Origin of the sequence: Streptomyces nigrescens, assembly GCF_027626975.1 — a bacterium.
Taxonomy (GTDB): domain Bacteria; phylum Actinomycetota; class Actinomycetes; order Streptomycetales; family Streptomycetaceae; genus Streptomyces; species Streptomyces nigrescens.
This window is the reverse complement of record NZ_CP114203.1, coordinates 8,891,081-8,906,867: the sequence shown is the minus strand read 5'-3', so window position 1 is coordinate 8,906,867 and position 15,787 is coordinate 8,891,081. Positions and strand designations below refer to the sequence as shown.

Sequence of the window (15,787 nt, the reverse complement as noted above, 5' to 3'; positions counted from 1 at the left end):
TATCCGACTCCGAACCCGGGACGGTGCACCAGTGAACGACGAGACGTCACAGCTCGGCTCTGCACTGCCGTCAGAGCTCCGGCGGGCGAACGCATCGGCGCTGATCTACAACGGGGCCGGCGAGTACCTGCTGCACCTTCGGGACGAGATTCCCGGTATCTGGGAGCCGGGATCGTGGTCCCTGCTAGGCGGCGGCCGTGAACCGGGCGACCGCTCCCTGGAGGACACGATCCGGCGCGAACTGCGAGAGGAGGCGGGCCTCGACGTCCCCGACCTCGTGCCCTTCACGGTGGAGGAGGCCAAGGGCAGCGACGGCACGAGCGTCCCCATCCAGATCTTCGCCGGTCACTGGGCCGGTGACCCCACGGCCTTGAACTTGACCGAAGGCGTCATGCTGCACTGGTTCCGGCCGGAGGTCTTGCCGCGCCTGAGGATGGCCCCTACGACCCGCGAGCTGGTTCGCCGCCACGCCGAGCTGCTCCACGCCGGCCACTACGGATCCGCTGCGCCGGCGACGGTAACCGGCGCTGTCACCACCGCCCGCCGGACTCCGCACCCGCGCGACCCATCGGCGCCGTCCTCGGACGGGAAAGCCGTGTTGAACGTCATCGGCGTCCATCTCTACCTGGAGAACGCCCATGGCGAGGTCCTGCTCGGGCTGCGCCACCCCGACTCCGCCTACGCGGGGGAGACATGGCACTTCCTGGCGGGCCACTGCGAACAGGAGTCCGCCGTCGCCTGCCTCGTCCGAGAAGCCCGCGAGGAAGCCGGCCTGCTGATCGACCCCGGCGACGTCGAGTATGTGCACGCCGTCCATCTCGTCGACGCGCCCGGCGCACAGCCGCGCATGCAGATGGTCTTCCGCGCCCGGCGCTGGACGGGCACGCCGGAGATTCTCGAGCCCGACAAGTGCGTCAGCTGGAGCTGGTGGCGGCCGGAGGCGCTCCCGGAGCCGCTCGTGCCCTACACCCGCGCCGCGATCGACGGAATCCGAGCGGGGCGCCTCTACACCGAGATGGGTTGGGCATGACCGAGGCCACCACAGAGCACTGAGTCCGGGCGCTGCGTCCCTCTCCCTGACGCGGGGCGACGGCCCGTTCGCGCTACTCCGGCGGCTCCCGCCCAGGCCCCCGGAGCACGCCAGGGACCGACCGCCGGGGGAGATCGATTGATTTTCGATCGAAACCAATCGATAATCGATACATGCATCGTTTGTTCATCGCCGCACTCCGGGCTGGCATCGTCGCAGTGATCTTGTTCGGCCTCTTCGGTCAGATCGTGGTCATTCCGACGACGGCAGCTGATGAAGTCGACCACTTCCCTCCCTACGCCCCCTTCGCCGCGCCCTACGTGACGGTGGCGATCGTCGGAATCGCCTGTGTCCAAGTCGCGCTCGCCGCAGTGTGGATGCTGCTCACCATGGTCGAACGTGATGCGATCTTCACCCCGAGGGCCTTCCGGTGGGTCGACACCATCATCGGGTCATCGATCGTGGCGACGCTGCTGGCGATCGGGATCACCGGGCATCTGGCCCTCACCGACATCCCCTCTCCCGACGACGGCATGGAGGTCATCGGCGCACTGGCCGCCGCGACCGCGAGTGTCGGCGTAGGGGCCTCGTTCGTGATGCTCATCGTCATCATGCGAAGCCTCTTGCACAAGGCGACGGAGTTGCAGACCGAGATCGCCGAGGTGGTCTGATGGCGATCATCGTCGACCTCGACCTCCAGCTCGCCAAACGCGGCCTGTCGGTGGGCGAGTTCGCCGATGCGGTCGGCATCACGCCTGCCAATATCGCCGTGCTGAAGAACGGTCGCGCGAAGGCGGTGCGGTTCACGACACTTGACGCGATCTGCCGCACGCTCGACTGTCAGCCCGGCGATGTGCTGCGCTGGGTCCCCGACGACGGCGCGGACGACGCCTAGGGGGTTTCTCCCCGGCCGACGGAGATCGGGAAGACACCCCGGGGGACGGCTCGTTGTCAGTGGTCCCGTGCATCATCGTTCTCATGACACAGAGCACTGCCGACACGCTGCACACACTCGCCCGCGAGCACCTGCCCCACGAGATCGCCGAGCGCTGGATCGGCCTGCTGCGGCCGGGGCTGCGCCTGGAGAAGGCCACGGGTACGGCTCCGGTCGTCGGCCGGCTCGGCGGTCTGCCGGAGCTGCCGGAGAACGAGGAGTGGCCGGTGTGGGAGGGGCATGGTCCGCTCTCCTTCGTCGCTTCGCTCGACTGTGCCGCGCTCCCCTCTGCCGCCCTCGACATCACCATGCCCGCAGACGGCACGCTGGCCTTCTTCTACTTCGACGGGCAATTGGACGACGGCTGTGCAGTGGTTGCGCCCGATGAGCCCGACAGCTGGGCGGGAGCGCGCGTGCTGTACGTCCCTGCGGGGGTCGCCGTCGCCGAGCGGACGGCGCCGGAGGCGATGCAGCCGTATCCGGAGGTCCCGTTGACGGCGCGCGTGGAGACGACGGCACCGTACCTCTGGCACCCGGTGGTCTACCGGGAGTTCGCGCCGATGCCGGACGACCATCCGGTGTGGGACGACGACTTCCAGGAGGCCCTGTGGGACCACTTCGAAGGCACGGAGCACCGCATCGGTGGCCATGCGCACCCGGTGCAGGACGAGGTGGAGACCGAGGTCGCCCGGGGCGCCCTGGGCAGCCCGCCGTGGGACGACCCCCGCATCAAGGAGGAGGCCCTCCGCTGGGTGCTGCTCGCTCAGATCGATTCCGATGACGATGCGGACATGATGTGGGGCGACTGCGGTGCCCTCTACTGGCTCATACGCCCCGAAGACCTGGCCGAACGACGCTTCGACCGCGCGATGTTCACCTGGCAGTGCGGCTGACGGGAGTCCCCCGCCCCTGGCCGGCCGGTGCACACCCACACCGCCTGTACGGCTGTCAGGCGAGTGCCCAGTGGTGGAGTTGCCCGCCGTCCCGGGTGAGCCAGGTGCCGTCGCCGAGCGGGGTCACGTCCTTGCTGACCGATCCCGGGTATTGCAGCCGGCCGAGTGGTTGGAGTGTCACGGCCGCGAACAGCCAATGGTGGATCTTCGGGGGACGTCCCTGCAGGTACACCTTGCCCGTGACCAGCACATGCTCCGAATCGAGCACGTAAGCGTCGTCGAACTCGTCGGAGTCAGGGTCGGCGCCGAGCTCCTCGAGGTCGAACAGCGCAACCTGGTCGCCCGTGGTCGCATCGTGCAGAGCGAGTTCGTCGCGGTCGTCCTGGTAGGCGATGCTCTCGGCGCGCCGTATCGTCAGCACCTGAGCCGACGCGGGCAGCGAGCCCCTCACCTCCCGCATCGTCGTTCCCCCGCGGACAGCCACATCGTCGGTATGCGGATCAAGCCACCAGGTCGACCAGCTGTACCAAGCCGTCCAGCACGACACGACGAGAGTCGCGCCATCGGGATGCCAATGCTGGGTCAGGCCGGAGGCGACGGAAGCGACCGGTCGGCGTCCGCGGATCGCGCCGGACGCCGCGTCGAGGATGAGCAACGTGTCGCGTCCGTAGCTGCAGTGCGGCTCGTCGTAGACCAGTACCGCCCGGGAGTCGTCTTCGACGAGGGTCGGGGTGAGTACGCTGACCAGCTTGCCGTCCGGGCTGACCGCCGGGAAGCCGGGCGCTCGGGGCGCTCGGTTCCCGCCGTGCCAGGGGTCATGCGGCAGCCGCCATCTGGTGCTGCCATCGGCGTCCACGGCACGGACCGCCGCGCCCTCGGCCACGATGAAGCCGCCGTCGGGCGCCAAGGTCGCCTTGGCCTGCGGCGGGAGAGGCAGGCCATACGACACAGAGCGCGCGCCGGCGAGGAACGCCCGCTGCTCGTACACCTCAACCCGGTCACCCGTATCGACCGCAACCCGTCCGCCGGTGACCGCCGCGACCGCACCGGGCGCGCTGCCCTCCCCAATCAGCGTGACGCCGATCGGTGTCTCCCCCATCTTGCTCATGATCACGATCGTTGCACGTCCCCGCCTCGGAGACGAACCGAATTCGCCAGCTATGGACGGGCAAACCGGAAGCCGGTCGGTGGGGTCAGCCCCACCGACGGTTGGGGGGTGGGGCGTATGGTCGCCGTGCCCGCCGACAGGAAGTCTTGTGGCATGAGACAACACAGGTCGGCCCTCCTCGCATTGCTCCTTTCGCTCGGCACGGTGGTCGCCGCCGCTCCCCCGTCCCCGGCAGAGTCGCCGGTCCCCGCCCTGGAACGCGACGCGCACCCGCTGCGCACCACCGAGCCCCAGGGGAACGTGGACGATCTGCGTCCGGTCGGCCGCATGGTGAAGGACGCACGGGTGGTGGGCCTGGGCGAGGCCACCCACAGTTCGCATGAATTCTTCGCCATGAAGCACCGGGTCTTCCGCTACCTCGTGGAGGAGAAGGGCTTCCGCAGCTTCGCACTGGAGGGAAGCTGGAGCACCGGACTGCGGCTCAACGACTATGTGCTGCACGGCAAGGGCGATCCACGGCGGATCATGCGCGAGGAGTTCCAGAGCATCTACTCCTGGTGGAACAACACCGATTACCTGAACCTGCTGACATGGATGCGCAGTTACAACAGCCGGCATCCGCACGATCCGGTCCAGTTCATGGGCGATGACTTCGGGTACGCCGGTCCGGAACTCTATGACCGGGTGACCGGCCATGTAGCCAAGGCGCATCCGACGCTGCTCCCGCGCTTCGCCGAGCTCTACCGCGGTCTGCGGCCCACGACCGGCGTCGACGCCCATGTGAACGGCTATCTGAAGCGGCCGCTGGCCGAGCGGAAGGAGATAGCCGACAGGACCGGGCGCGCGCTGGACCTGCTCAAGCGGCAGCGGCCCGGCGCCGGGACCGCGAGGGAGGCAGGGGAGGCGCATGCCTGGGCCGTACAGCACGCCACCGCCATCGACCAGACGGCCCGGGGGTACGCCTTCGACTTCGACGACCCACAGCAGGCCGCGGCGGGCATGCGCTACCGCGACGCGGTCATGGCGGACAACGTGGCCTGGTGGCAGCAGCACACCGGGGACAAGGTGATGCTGTCGGCTCATGACGGTCATGTCGCGCTGCGGACCTACGACCCGAAGCACTACCCCAAGGTCCAAGGCAGCTTCCTGCGCGACAAGTTGGGCGCACGCTATGTGAGCATCAGCATGACCTTCGACCGGGGCTCGTTCAACGCCACCGGAGCCGACGGACGGGTGCGGGCCCACACCGTGGGTCCCGCGAAACCCGGCAGCAATGAGTACACCCTTGACCGGGTGCGCCACCGCGACTACGTCCTGGACCTGCGCACCGCCCCGCCCGCGGCCCGCGCCTGGCTGGCCACGGCACGTACCACCAGGAGCATCGGCACGGAGTACCCCGGGCCCGGGACGGAGTTCCAGATCGCGCTCGCGCGGTCGCACGACATCGTCGTGCATCTGCACCAGGTCGGTGCCGCCCGGCTGCTGGCCGCCCCCTCACCCGCTGGGAAGTGAGCCGTCGGCGTCCTCTGCGCCTGGTGCGCGGCGGAGGCCGCCCGGCTCAGTCCACCGTTTGGTCGCCGTCGGGCAGATCCTCGACGGTCACCTTTCCCCGCGGCTCCCCGAGTGCGTCCGCCACCACCCTGGCCAGGCCGCCCGGGTCGGGCTCAGTGGGTACGGGCACCTGCTCGCCCTCTGCGTAACTCTCGATCGCCTTGGTGAAGTAGCTCGGATGCCAGGCACCGACGGCGCCTCTGACCTCCACCGCGCGGACCTCCCGCGCCCCGATCCGCTGCTTGACCGCAGCGAGGATCCGGTCCGACCGGTACTCCCCCGGCACCTGGAACAAGCTGGCGTGCGCGCCCACCTTTCCGCCGTCCTGGAGCCGGACGGTCACCGTCAGACAGCTGGTCACGCTCGGGTAGATGAGGGTTCCACCGGGCCCGACCTCGCCGACCTGCCCCTCGCTGATCCTGAGGTGCGCGGTCGTGGGTGTGCCGGGCCCCGGCGTACGGGCCGGAGGCGTCACCGGTCCGGCGGCCTCCACGGCCCCCGCCGCGCCGGCCCCGGCAGGGAGGGACCCGCTCGCGACCGCCGGCTGGGCCTGGGCCCCGACCACGCAGGCGGCACCCAGGGAAAGCGTCAGGAAGGCTATGACGGGTAACGATGCCGTGCCGTTCGCTTGCCTCCGCCGATTCGACCGCATCTGCGCCACACGCCCTTTCGCCGCAATGAATGAGTCAGGAGGGCACCATCATGCACGCGGGCGCACCGTGGTGACGCGAGCCCTGGATGTGAGCCCTGGATGTGAGCCCTGGCTGTCCGACCATGCCGTGCCGAGGCCGAGCGCGGGCCGGCAGGCCCTGGCTCCGAGTCCTGGGGAGCGCCCGCCCGCGCCAGGTGATGCGCTCCGCCGCCCGCACCTGTGCAATGGAGGAGGGAGCGGCAGCGGAACCGGCGGGAGGCGGATGCGTGTGGACAGGCGATGGGCCGCACGTCTGGCGCTGGCGGCGGGGACGGCGGCGCTGCTGGTCCTGCTGGTGTTCGCCGGGCTGCGGAGCATCGTGCTGGTGGGCGTGGGGCTGGCCGGGCTGGCCGCCACGGCGGCCGGACTGTGGTGGGTGCTCGCGCGCACGGGTGTGATCAGGGTGCTCGCTTTCCTGCTGGCGACCGCCACACCGGTCGTCGTCCTGGTGCTCTACGCGGTTGCCGGGCTGCTGTGGGTAGTGCTCGTCTCGCTCGCCCTGTGGACGCTTGCGGTCTTCACGGGCAGAACGGCACTGGTGCCACAGAAGACCGAACCGGCGCCCCAGCCGGAACGCCCGGTCGCTCCTCCGAGACGCCCCTTCCTCATCATGAATCCGCGCTCGGGCGGCGGGAAGGTCGGCCGATTCCAGCTGGCGGACCAGGCCAGGGCGCTCGGCGCCGAGGTCGTCGAGCTGGATCCCGCGCAGCCGCAGGACGTGGCAGAGCTGGCGCGGCGGGCCGTCGACGACGGCGCCGATCTGCTCGGTGTCGCGGGCGGCGACGGTACGCAGGCTCTGGTCGCGGCCGTAGCGGCGGCGCGCGACGTTCCGTTCGTCGTCATCTGCGCCGGAACCCGCAACCATTTCGCCATGGACCTCGGCCTCGACCGGGAGGATCCCTCGGCCTGTCTTGAGGCGCTCACCGACGGGGTCGAGCTGCGCATAGACCTGGGCTTCATCGACGTGGGGCAGCCCGCGGCGGAAGGCCGGGGGCGCGTCTTCGTCAACAACGCCTCCTTCGGCGCGTACGCGACCGTGGTGCAAAGCCCGGCCTATCGCGACGACAAAGCCCGTACCACCCTTCAGATGTTGCCGGACCTGCTGACCCACCACAGCGGCCCGCGCCTCCAGGTGCGGACCGGCGATGTGACCGTCGACGCGCCCCAAGCCGTCCTGGTGAGCAACAACCCCTACCGGATGGGAGATCCCGCGGGACTGGGGTACCGGGAACGGCTGGACTCCGGCGTCCTGGGAGTGCTCGGTGTGACGGTCGACAACGCGGTCCAGGCGGCCTCGATGCTGCGCGGCAGCCATGGGCCGGGGCTGACCTCGCTCACCGTCCAAGAGGTGGTCGTCAACGCCGATGCCCCCGTCATCCCGGTCGGTGTCGACGGCGAGGCCCTGACCGTGCCCACCCCCGTACGCTGCTGGATCGAACCGGGCGCCCTGCGCGTACGACTGCCCAGCAACCGTCCCGGCACGCCGCGCGCGAAGCCGCCGATGAATTGGCGCAGGGTACGCAGGCTCGCCCTGACGGTGGGGCGGACGGCGGCGGGGAGGGACACCGGCTGACGACGCCGGCCGCTGCGCAGTCTCATGCGGTGCGCTGCCCGCTGCCCGCGTACACCGTGCCACTACACCCACGCCGCACCCCCGCAACCCCGCACCCCGAAGTGGATGTGACCTGCGCCGATTCCGGCTCATCGGTGACCGGGCAACGACCCTCCGTGGCCGCTCGGTCCACCTTGTGAGTTTCGCCGCCGTAACGGAACCCCAGCGTCCACCAGCCCCTCTCTCTGGACGTCCAGTGGGGCACTTCAGGGCGATAAATGCGATGAGGACCGTTATGCGTGATGTCAGTCGGCGGGGAATGCTCGGACTCGGGGTGGGAGCGGCGGCGGCACTGTCCGTCGCCGGCTGTTCCTCCCCGGGTTCGTCGGAATCCGGCAAGGTCGGGACCAAGCCCGGAAAGACGGCGAAGAGCAAGCCGATCGGCGACGGCTCGACCGCGTACACCGGAAAGCAGCCGAAGCAGCCGCCCAAGCCTGAGCGGCTGGCGCCCGGCCAGAAGCCGCCCCAGTTCGTGGTGTTCTCCTGGGACGGGGCGGGCGAGGTGGGCAATGGCCTCTTCCCGCGGTTCCGCAAGCTGGCCCGCGACCACAATGCCTCGATGACCTTCTTCCTCTCCGGGCTGTATTTGCTGCCGGAGTCGAAGAAGCGGCTGTACCGGCCGCCGAACAATGGCGTCGGCGCCTCCGACATCCCCTATCTCACCGATGACCACATCAGGGAGACGCTGAAGAACCTGCGCGCGGCCTGGCTGGAAGGCCACGAGATAGGCACCCACTTCAACGGCCACTTCTGCGGCACCGGCAGCGGCTCGGTCGCCCACTGGACCCCAGCCCAGTGGGACTCCGAGATCGAGCAGGCCATGGACTTCGTCACCAAGTGGCGGACCAACACCGGCTTCACCGACCTCGAACCGCTGCCCTTCGACTACAGCAAGGAACTCGTCGGCGCCCGTACGCCCTGTCTGCTGGGCCAGGGGAACCTGCTGCCGACGGCGCGCAAGCGCGGCTGGCGCTACGACGCCAGCTCGCCCGGCGGCCTCCAGGTCTGGCCCACCAAGAAGCAGGGCCTGTGGGACTTCCCGCTCCAGCAGATGCCGTTCCCCGGCCACTCCTTCGAGGTGCTCTCGATGGACTACAACATCATGGCCAACCAGTCGCAGGCCTCCACCAAGGCCCCGCCCGCCAACTACCCGGGCTGGCGCAAGCAGGCCGCCGACGCCTACATAGCCGGCTTCCAGCGTGCGTACGACACGAACCGGGCCCCCTTCTTCATAGGCAACCACTTCGAGCAGTGGAACGGCGGCATCTACATGGACGCCGTCGAGGAGGCGTTCAAGCACATCGCCGACGAGAAGCGCAAGGACGTCCGGATGGTCTCCTTCCGCCAGCTGTGCGACTGGCTCGACGCCCAGGACCCCCAGGTCCTCGCCAACCTGCGCGGGCTCGGCGTCGGACAGAAGTTCACCGGACGCGGCTGACAGCACAGGACGCGGCTGGCAGCCCAGGAGGGGGTGCGGAAGTTCCCCCACCCCCCATTCCTTTGGCCCCACCCCCACCCCAGCCCACCCTTCCCGTACCCGTTCCTCTGCCTCTCGCCAGGGCTCTCTCTTTCGGTAGGGCCTCTGTCTTTGGTCAGAGGCGGCTCGCCCTCAAGGAGCAGGGGAACCTCGTGCGAGGCCTCCGATAATCGGCGTTATGTCGTCCAGCACCCCACCTGTGGCCGAAAACCGTCCTACCCGAAGCTTCTTTGCGGGGCCCGGGGAGCAAGGGCGGTGGCTGCTGTGGCGGGCGGCGGGCGAGGCGCTCCTGGCCGGGGCCCTGGTGCTGCTCGTCCACGAGGGCGTGTCGACGATCGACGGCAGGCTGGAGGGCGGCGCGCCGGCCCTGGGACTCATCGGCATCGCACTGGTGCTGGTGCGGCGCCGGTTCCCGGCGGCTTGTGTGGCCGGGCTGGCCGCGCTGATGGGGGTGGTGCCCGCCGTGGCGCTGCTGACCGCGGTGGCTGCCTACACCGCGGCCCGGCAGACGAGAACACCGCGGCGGCGGATCGGGGTGCTGCTCGGGGCGGCCGCCCTGACGATGCTGACCAGCGCGGCGTTCGCCCCCGAGCTGGAGATGGGCAGCAGGCTCTTCGGCCTTGCGCTGGGTGCGGTGTTCGCCGTCACCACGGTCGTGCTGCCGGGGCTGGCCGGTACCGCCGGAGGGCAGCAGGACCGGCTGCTGCGGGCATTGCGGGAGCGCGCGGCCGCCGCCGAGGAGGCGCGGCGACTGGCGGACAGCGAGTCGCGGATGCGCGAACGGTCGCGTATCGCCGCGGAGATGCACGATCTGGTCGGGCACCGGCTGAGCCTGGTCTCCCTGCATGCGGGCGGGCTGGAGATGGCTCTCCTCAAGGAGGCACCCGAACTGCGGGACGAGGCCGCTGTGGTGCGCCGTGCCACCCGCGACGCCATGCAGGAGCTGCGGGAGGCGCTGGGGGTCCTCGGCCCACTGGGGAGCGACACCGGCACCGGCGCGCTGACCGACGCGACGGGCACCCGCGCGGACATCGAGGCACTGGTCGAGGAGTCGCGCAGCGGCGGCATCCCCGTCGCGTTCTCCTGGGAGGGGCCCGATCTCGACGCCCGGCCGGCCCAAGTACGGCGAGCGGTCCACCGCGTGGTGCGCGAGTCGCTCACCAACGTCCACCGGTACGCGGCCGAGGCCCATGTGACGGTCGCGGTCCGCCACTCCGACCAGCGGGTGGCGGTGCGGGTGCGCAATGGCGTTCCGCACACGCGGCCCGCTGCCGTGACCGGGCTCGGCTCGGGGCGCGGGCTGACCGGGTTGAGGGAGCGGGTGACGCTGCTCGGTGGCAGCTTGGAGGCCGGGCGGACGTCCGGTGGCGGCTTCGCCGTGGCTGCCGAGATCCCCGCTACCCCGGGGCCCGGCGCGGAGACGGCGGACGCGGCGCCGGACGACAGCGGATCGGCCTCCGTCGACGAGTCCCGCAGCAGGCTCTCGGTCCTCCAGCGGCGCGTTGCCGGCGCCGTCATCGGGCTGCTCGGCCTGGCGGGGGTGGGCGTGATGATGCTGTTCGCGGTCTTGCTGGTGGACCATTCGCGCTATGAGCTCGCCTATCAGAGCCCCGAAAAGCCCCGGTTGGGGATGACGAGGGGGCAGGTGGAGCGCGCCGTGGCACCGGACGACGACGCGTCGCGCGCGGCCGCCGCCGGGCGCGAGCCGCCGCGGCCGGCTTCCGCCACGGACTGCATGTATCCGTACGCGGGCGGGAAGCGCAAAGGCGGGCGGATGGAGCTCGTCCGTTACTGCTTCCGGTCCGACACCTTGATCGCAATCGACCGTTTCACGGTCCCCATCGTGACCGAACCGCCCCATGAGAGCAGGATGCATGACTGATCAGACCAACTCCGCGGGCTACGGGCCGGGTTCCGCGATCCGGGTACTGCTCGCCGACGACGAGGAACTGATCCGGCACGCCATCGCGCTGATCCTCCGGCACGCCGACGGCATCGACGTGGTGGGCGCGGCGGCCAACGGTGCCGAGGCCGTCCGGCTCGCCACCGAGCACCGGCCCGATGTGGTGCTCCTCGACGTCCGCATGCCCGTACTTGACGGGCTCGCGGCCGTCGCACCGCTCATCGCCCTGGACCCCGCGCCGCAGGTCGTCATGCTCTCCACCTTCGGCGACGAGGAGAACGTCACCCGCGCCCTACAGGCAGGCGCCACCGGCTTCCTCCTCAAGGACGGGGGGCCGCAGGAGCTGATCAGCGCGGTACGGGCCGCGGCCGCGGGTGACGCCGTGCTCTCGCCCGGCGTCACCGGGGTCGTCATCCGGCGGATGCTCAGCGGCGGCACCGGCTCCCCCGACCCCAGGGTGGCGGGGCTGACCGACCGGGAGCGGGAGGTGCTGGTCATGCTGGGCGAGGGGCTGTCGAACCTGGAGATCGGCACACGGCTCGGCATCGGGGTGGGGACGGTCAAGTGCCACGTCGGATCGATCCTGGGAAAGACGGGGTGCAGCAGCCGGGTGCAGGCTGCGCTGCTGGCGCACCAGGCCCGACTCATGGCCTGAGTCGCAGGCCGGGCCGGGGAGTTGAGCACCGTCCGGAGGAAGCCGGGTCTCTCTTCACACACAGGGGACGCGGTCCAGAAGGACGACGCCGGCCGCGGCGATTCCGATTCCGACCTTGGACAGACACACGCTACACAGACGCTACCCAGAACTCCCCGTCCACCACCGGCAGTTGGGATCTCTTCGACAACACTCCCCCACACGTCCTGCGCCTGCGCGCCTGCGCCTGCGCCTGCGCCTGCGCCTGCGCCTGCGCCGATTGTTCATACCCCCCCCACAAAGGAAGTGATCAGACATGAGATGGGTTTCCACCTTTACCGCGGCGGCCATAGGAGCCGGAGTGGTTGCCGGACCTGTCGCAGCGGCCACACCCTCCGCCGCAGCACCGCAACGAGGCGAGGCAGTCACCTCGACGGTGCACTGCACGTCCAAAGACCGAGAGCTGGCGAAGAAGCTGTCGGACGACATAGCCGGGGCACTGGCAAGCCGGAAGAGCATGGCATCGCTCTCCTTCTACGACCGCCCGACCAAAACCAGGTGCACCTCCGACGCCGCCAAGAAGTACGACTCGGCCAGCGTGGCGAAGACGATAATTCTCGCGGCCCTGCTGTACGAGAAGGGCGGCACCCTCACCGAGGCAGAAGACGCTCTCGCCCGCAAGATGATCACCGAATCGGACAACGCCTCCGCCACCACCTTGTGGAAGCAACTGTCCGATCTGACGGATCCCGCAAAGCCGAACCCTGTCAAGATCCAGGAATTCCTTGACAAGGCCGGTATGGATCACACCGTCCTCGACAAGGAAGGCTCCTGGGGCCTGACCCAAGTCACCGCAGACGACCAGGCCAAGCTCTTGCGTCTCTTCTCCGGCGACGATGACGCGGTCCTCGGGAGCAAGGCTCGCGCTTACGCCCTCGGACTCATGAACCACGTCCAGAGCACCCAGCGCTGGGGAGCGACAGCAGGCGCCCCACTCGACTCCGTGATCCAGGTGAAGAACGGCTGGATGCAGCGTAGCCAGAACGCTGACGTCGAATCCTTCGACAGGGGTGACTGGAAAGTGAACAGCATGGCCGTCCTCACCGAAAACGGCTACGACTCGGGGCTGGCCATACTCACCGAGAACAACAGAGTCCCCGAAGGGCACCCCGCAAAGGAAGGGTGGGATTACGGGATCAAAACGATAGAGACCGTCTCCCGCACCATATACCGCGACATTTATCCGGGCGCCGAAGGCTACGACCCCAGCGGACCGAGCTCTCCGGCCACCGAGCCGTCCACAGCGAAGTAAAGCTGTCGGTGCCTGACCTCCGAGCCCGGGGTGGCGCGATAGGCGCTCCCCCGGGCTCGGGCTCGGGCTCGGACAGGACGATCAGGCCGGCTTGTGTTCGTGGGCCGGGGCCCCGTTGATGTCCAGAACCTCGCGGAAAGCGGTCATGCACGGCGAGCAATAGCGTGCGGTGGGGTCATCCTCCTGGTCCGACGGCCTGGGGCCGTGGGAAGCCAGCTTGCGGCCGCACAAGGTCGCACGGGCGTCGTGCTTGGCCATGACGTGCCACACCTGTCCTGAGCTGCCGGTCGTTGAGGGGCCGGCGCGCATCTCGTACATGGGCCTCTCCCTGATACTGGTGGGGGGCTGGACGGCAGGGAACAAGCCGCCGCCTCCAGCGCCGTGGGTCCGGTTCCATCCGTTGCTCATGGAACACCGGGACACTCGGCTGGGCCATCGAAGGAGGGCTGGTCGGGTGAACCGACACCGCGCCGGGTTCGGCCCTCAGTGGCCGGGGGAAAGGATGCGCGCCGCGCTGCGCGGATCCGGAGGGCGGCCGGGCACGGCGTGTAAGGGGGCGCGCCCGCGGATGCTGACAGATAGGGGCTGGTGGACGGCCGCCGCGAGAGCGGGCCGCAGCGGCTCCTCAGGGATCCGAGACCGCTGAGGAATCCCCCGCCCGTCGCTGACGGTGCACGAAGGTGTCGATGACGGACACGTTCCGTGAGCTGGCATACGGCCCGCAGCGCGCCGTATGCGCGCAGGTCACAGCGACCCGCCCGTACGGTGCCGCGATGCGGAGATCCACAACGACCGACCGCGCTCCACGCGGGGCCACGCAAGACGAGGCAGTTCTGACCGTCGCTGTGCCGCCGCCTTCTCATCAGCCCTCCCCACGCCTGCCCCCACGCCTGCCCCGCCAACGACGACCGGCGGCGTCGGCGTCGATAGCGGGGCCGCGTCGTTCACCCGCTGGCGGACTTGAAGCTGCCGGTGGCGCGGAACGCGTTCTCGGTGGGGAGGCCGAGGCGGGCTGCCCAGGCGAGGGCGTCGTCGAGGGTGGCGTCCTCGTCGGCGAGGCGGGCGGCAGTCAGGGAGGGCGGCACTTCGCCCTTGTCCAGCAGGGTGGTCCACTGGCGTCCGGTGAGGGCTAGGTAGCGGAGCTCCGTCAGGTCGGCGAGGACGGTCGGATCGGGGGCGTCCGCTCGGGAGAGGTCGAGACCGCGCAGGTGGGGGATGGTGCGCAGGGGGGCGAGGTCGGTCGGGACGGTGGTGGTCAGGTCGAGGGAGGTGAGGTGGGGGTGGCCTGCGAGCGGGGTCAGATTGCCGTCGTCGAGGGTGATGCGCAGGGATTCGACGGGCAGTTCGCGCACCGGCGTCAGATCGGCGGTGGTGGAGCGGTTGAGGTGCAGCCGGCGGAGGTGGGGGGCGGCGGTGAGCGGGGCGAGGTCGACGAGGGCGGAGGCGTTGTTGATGTGGATTGCCTGGAGGGTGGGCGGAACCTCGTCGGGGATCTCGCCGATGATCTGCCGGGGCGCGGGGTCACCGGCGGGTTCGAGCAGAGAGAGGTGGTCGCCGTGTCTCTCGTATGCGCCCTGGTCCAGAAGTTCCAGGTAGTGGCCGAGGAGTGCGGTGACCGAGTCGGCGAGGTAGGCGGGTCCCTCGTCGTAGTCGCGGCCGGTGCGGATGAGCTGGCCGGGGCGACCGTTGCGGGCCGGGTCCGTGTCGATGGCCAGGAAGTTGCCGTCCTCGCTGGTGGCGAAGCGCAACCAGCCGGGGTGGGCTCCGCAGCGGCGGACGGTATCTGCGGGGGTGGTGTCGAAGACGACGGCGTCCCATTCCAGGTCCCAGCCGTACCAGGGTCGTTCGCCCGCGCTCCAATCGGTGTGCTCGGCGACGAGGCTCTTCAGCGACAGCCAGGCGTTGCCCTGGAACAGGTAGCGGTTCTCGTAGTCGATGCCGTCGCCGTCGGCGATCGTGTAGAGCGCCCGCAGGTCGGCGGGCAGGCGGCGGCCGAGACGGCGTTCGGCTTCGTCGAGGGCGGCGGCGGTGGCGGGCGGGGGCAGTTCGTCGCGGTGTCCCAGGATCGCGGCGCGCCGTTCGAGGTAGGCGCGGAAGCGGGCCACGGCCGTCTCGGGGTCGCCTGCCGGGGCGGCGGTGCCGGGCTCCTGCTGCAGCCCGGGCTGAGACAACCGGTAGTCGGGGTCCAGGACCACCTGGAAGCCGCTGCCCATTCCGGTCACCCGGGTGATGGCGTCGTGGAAGGCGACGAACCGGTACTCGCCCGACGGCCGGCATCGGAATTCGAGGCTGACGGGTTCCCAGCCGCGGTCCTTGCGCAGTGTCTCCGCCAGGGCCATGAGTTCGCGGTAGGGGTTGGGCACGCCCGTGTTCCAGCGGTCCCTCGGCGGGGTGTAGCCGCCGGTCGCGGACGTACCGCCCCGCCCTGCCCGGCAGTGCAGTACTGCGTGTGTCCAGCCGCTCGGGGCGTTCGCGACGAGCGCCTCGACTATGGGCCGTACGGCCTGCTCCACCATGCTCTGCTCCCGTGCTTTGGTTTCCTTGCCGGGAATCATGGCAGCGACCACTGACAATGGGACGACGTTGTGAGCCTGCACGCGTCAGGCGTCGGCAACAGCAAGAAGCGTGAGACGAGGTGGACC

Annotated in this window: 14 protein-coding genes; 10 read left to right on the top strand and 4 right to left on the bottom strand. The window is 69.9% G+C overall.

The window, feature by feature from the left end; all coding sequences use genetic code 11:
- The first annotated feature begins 31 nt into the window (after positions 1–31).
- From STRNI_RS38455 to STRNI_RS38440, 4 genes are all read left to right on the top strand, one after another.
- Positions 32–1,030 (top strand): NUDIX domain-containing protein, encoded by a 999-nt coding sequence (locus STRNI_RS38455; RefSeq protein WP_277412920.1) that lies wholly within the window; start codon positions 32–34, stop codon positions 1,028–1,030.
- A 173-nt stretch (positions 1,031–1,203) separates the two neighbouring features.
- Positions 1,204–1,701 (top strand): DUF2975 domain-containing protein, encoded by a 498-nt coding sequence (locus STRNI_RS38450; protein ID WP_266437053.1) that lies wholly within the window; start codon positions 1,204–1,206, stop codon positions 1,699–1,701.
- Positions 1,701–1,925, top strand: a complete 225-nt coding sequence (locus STRNI_RS38445) for a helix-turn-helix domain-containing protein (RefSeq protein WP_148588351.1) — start codon at positions 1,701–1,703, stop codon at positions 1,923–1,925. The genes STRNI_RS38450 and STRNI_RS38445 overlap by 1 nt, the downstream gene beginning before the upstream one ends.
- 83 nt (positions 1,926–2,008) lie before the next feature.
- Positions 2,009–2,857: a YwqG family protein gene (locus STRNI_RS38440; RefSeq protein ID WP_277412919.1), complete on the top strand. Its 849-nt coding sequence runs from the start codon at positions 2,009–2,011 to the stop codon at positions 2,855–2,857.
- Positions 2,858–2,912: 55 nt separating this feature from the next.
- Here the strand turns inward: STRNI_RS38440 and STRNI_RS38435 are convergent, their stop codons facing one another.
- Complete coding sequence (locus STRNI_RS38435) at positions 2,913–3,965, bottom strand: hypothetical protein (protein ID WP_277412918.1); 1,053 nt, start codon at positions 3,963–3,965, stop codon at positions 2,913–2,915.
- A 153-nt stretch (positions 3,966–4,118) separates the two neighbouring features.
- Here STRNI_RS38435 and STRNI_RS38430 point away from each other — a divergent pair, with 153 nt between their 5' ends.
- Positions 4,119–5,477 carry an erythromycin esterase family protein gene (locus STRNI_RS38430; RefSeq protein WP_277412917.1) on the top strand — a complete coding sequence of 453 codons (1,359 nt, stop codon included), beginning with the start codon at positions 4,119–4,121 and terminating at the stop codon, positions 5,475–5,477.
- Positions 5,478–5,523: 46 nt separating this feature from the next.
- On the opposite strand, the gene STRNI_RS38425 is transcribed toward STRNI_RS38430, so the two are convergent.
- Positions 5,524–6,081: a hypothetical protein gene (locus STRNI_RS38425; protein WP_274733179.1), complete on the bottom strand. Its 558-nt coding sequence runs from the start codon at positions 6,079–6,081 to the stop codon at positions 5,524–5,526.
- Positions 6,082–6,430: 349 nt separating this feature from the next.
- Between STRNI_RS38425 and STRNI_RS38420 the strand changes: the two genes are divergently transcribed.
- The 5 genes from STRNI_RS38420 (at position 6,431) to STRNI_RS38400 (ending at position 13,145) form a co-directional block, all read left to right on the top strand.
- Complete coding sequence (locus STRNI_RS38420) at positions 6,431–7,780, top strand: diacylglycerol/lipid kinase family protein (RefSeq protein ID WP_159491488.1); 1,350 nt, start codon at positions 6,431–6,433, stop codon at positions 7,778–7,780.
- A gap of 274 nt (positions 7,781–8,054) precedes the next feature.
- Positions 8,055–9,257 carry a polysaccharide deacetylase family protein gene (locus STRNI_RS38415; RefSeq protein WP_174876493.1) on the top strand — a complete coding sequence of 401 codons (1,203 nt, stop codon included), beginning with the start codon at positions 8,055–8,057 and terminating at the stop codon, positions 9,255–9,257.
- Positions 9,258–9,474: 217 nt separating this feature from the next.
- Positions 9,475–11,178 (top strand): sensor histidine kinase, encoded by a 1,704-nt coding sequence (locus STRNI_RS38410; RefSeq protein WP_277412916.1) that lies wholly within the window; start codon positions 9,475–9,477, stop codon positions 11,176–11,178.
- Positions 11,171–11,854, top strand: coding sequence for a response regulator (locus STRNI_RS38405; RefSeq protein ID WP_266437023.1), 684 nt, complete (start codon positions 11,171–11,173; stop codon positions 11,852–11,854). The genes STRNI_RS38410 and STRNI_RS38405 overlap by 8 nt, the downstream gene beginning before the upstream one ends.
- Positions 11,855–12,149: 295 nt before the next feature.
- Positions 12,150–13,145: a serine hydrolase gene (locus tag STRNI_RS38400; protein ID WP_262371633.1), complete on the top strand. Its 996-nt coding sequence runs from the start codon at positions 12,150–12,152 to the stop codon at positions 13,143–13,145.
- A gap of 81 nt (positions 13,146–13,226) precedes the next feature.
- On the opposite strand, the gene STRNI_RS38395 is transcribed toward STRNI_RS38400, so the two are convergent.
- Positions 13,227–13,463: a hypothetical protein gene (locus STRNI_RS38395; protein WP_093646956.1), complete on the bottom strand. Its 237-nt coding sequence runs from the start codon at positions 13,461–13,463 to the stop codon at positions 13,227–13,229.
- Between the two features lie 626 nt (positions 13,464–14,089).
- Positions 14,090–15,712 (bottom strand): SMI1/KNR4 family protein, encoded by a 1,623-nt coding sequence (locus STRNI_RS38390; RefSeq protein WP_277413379.1) that lies wholly within the window; start codon positions 15,710–15,712, stop codon positions 14,090–14,092.
- Positions 15,713–15,787 lie beyond the last annotated feature (75 nt).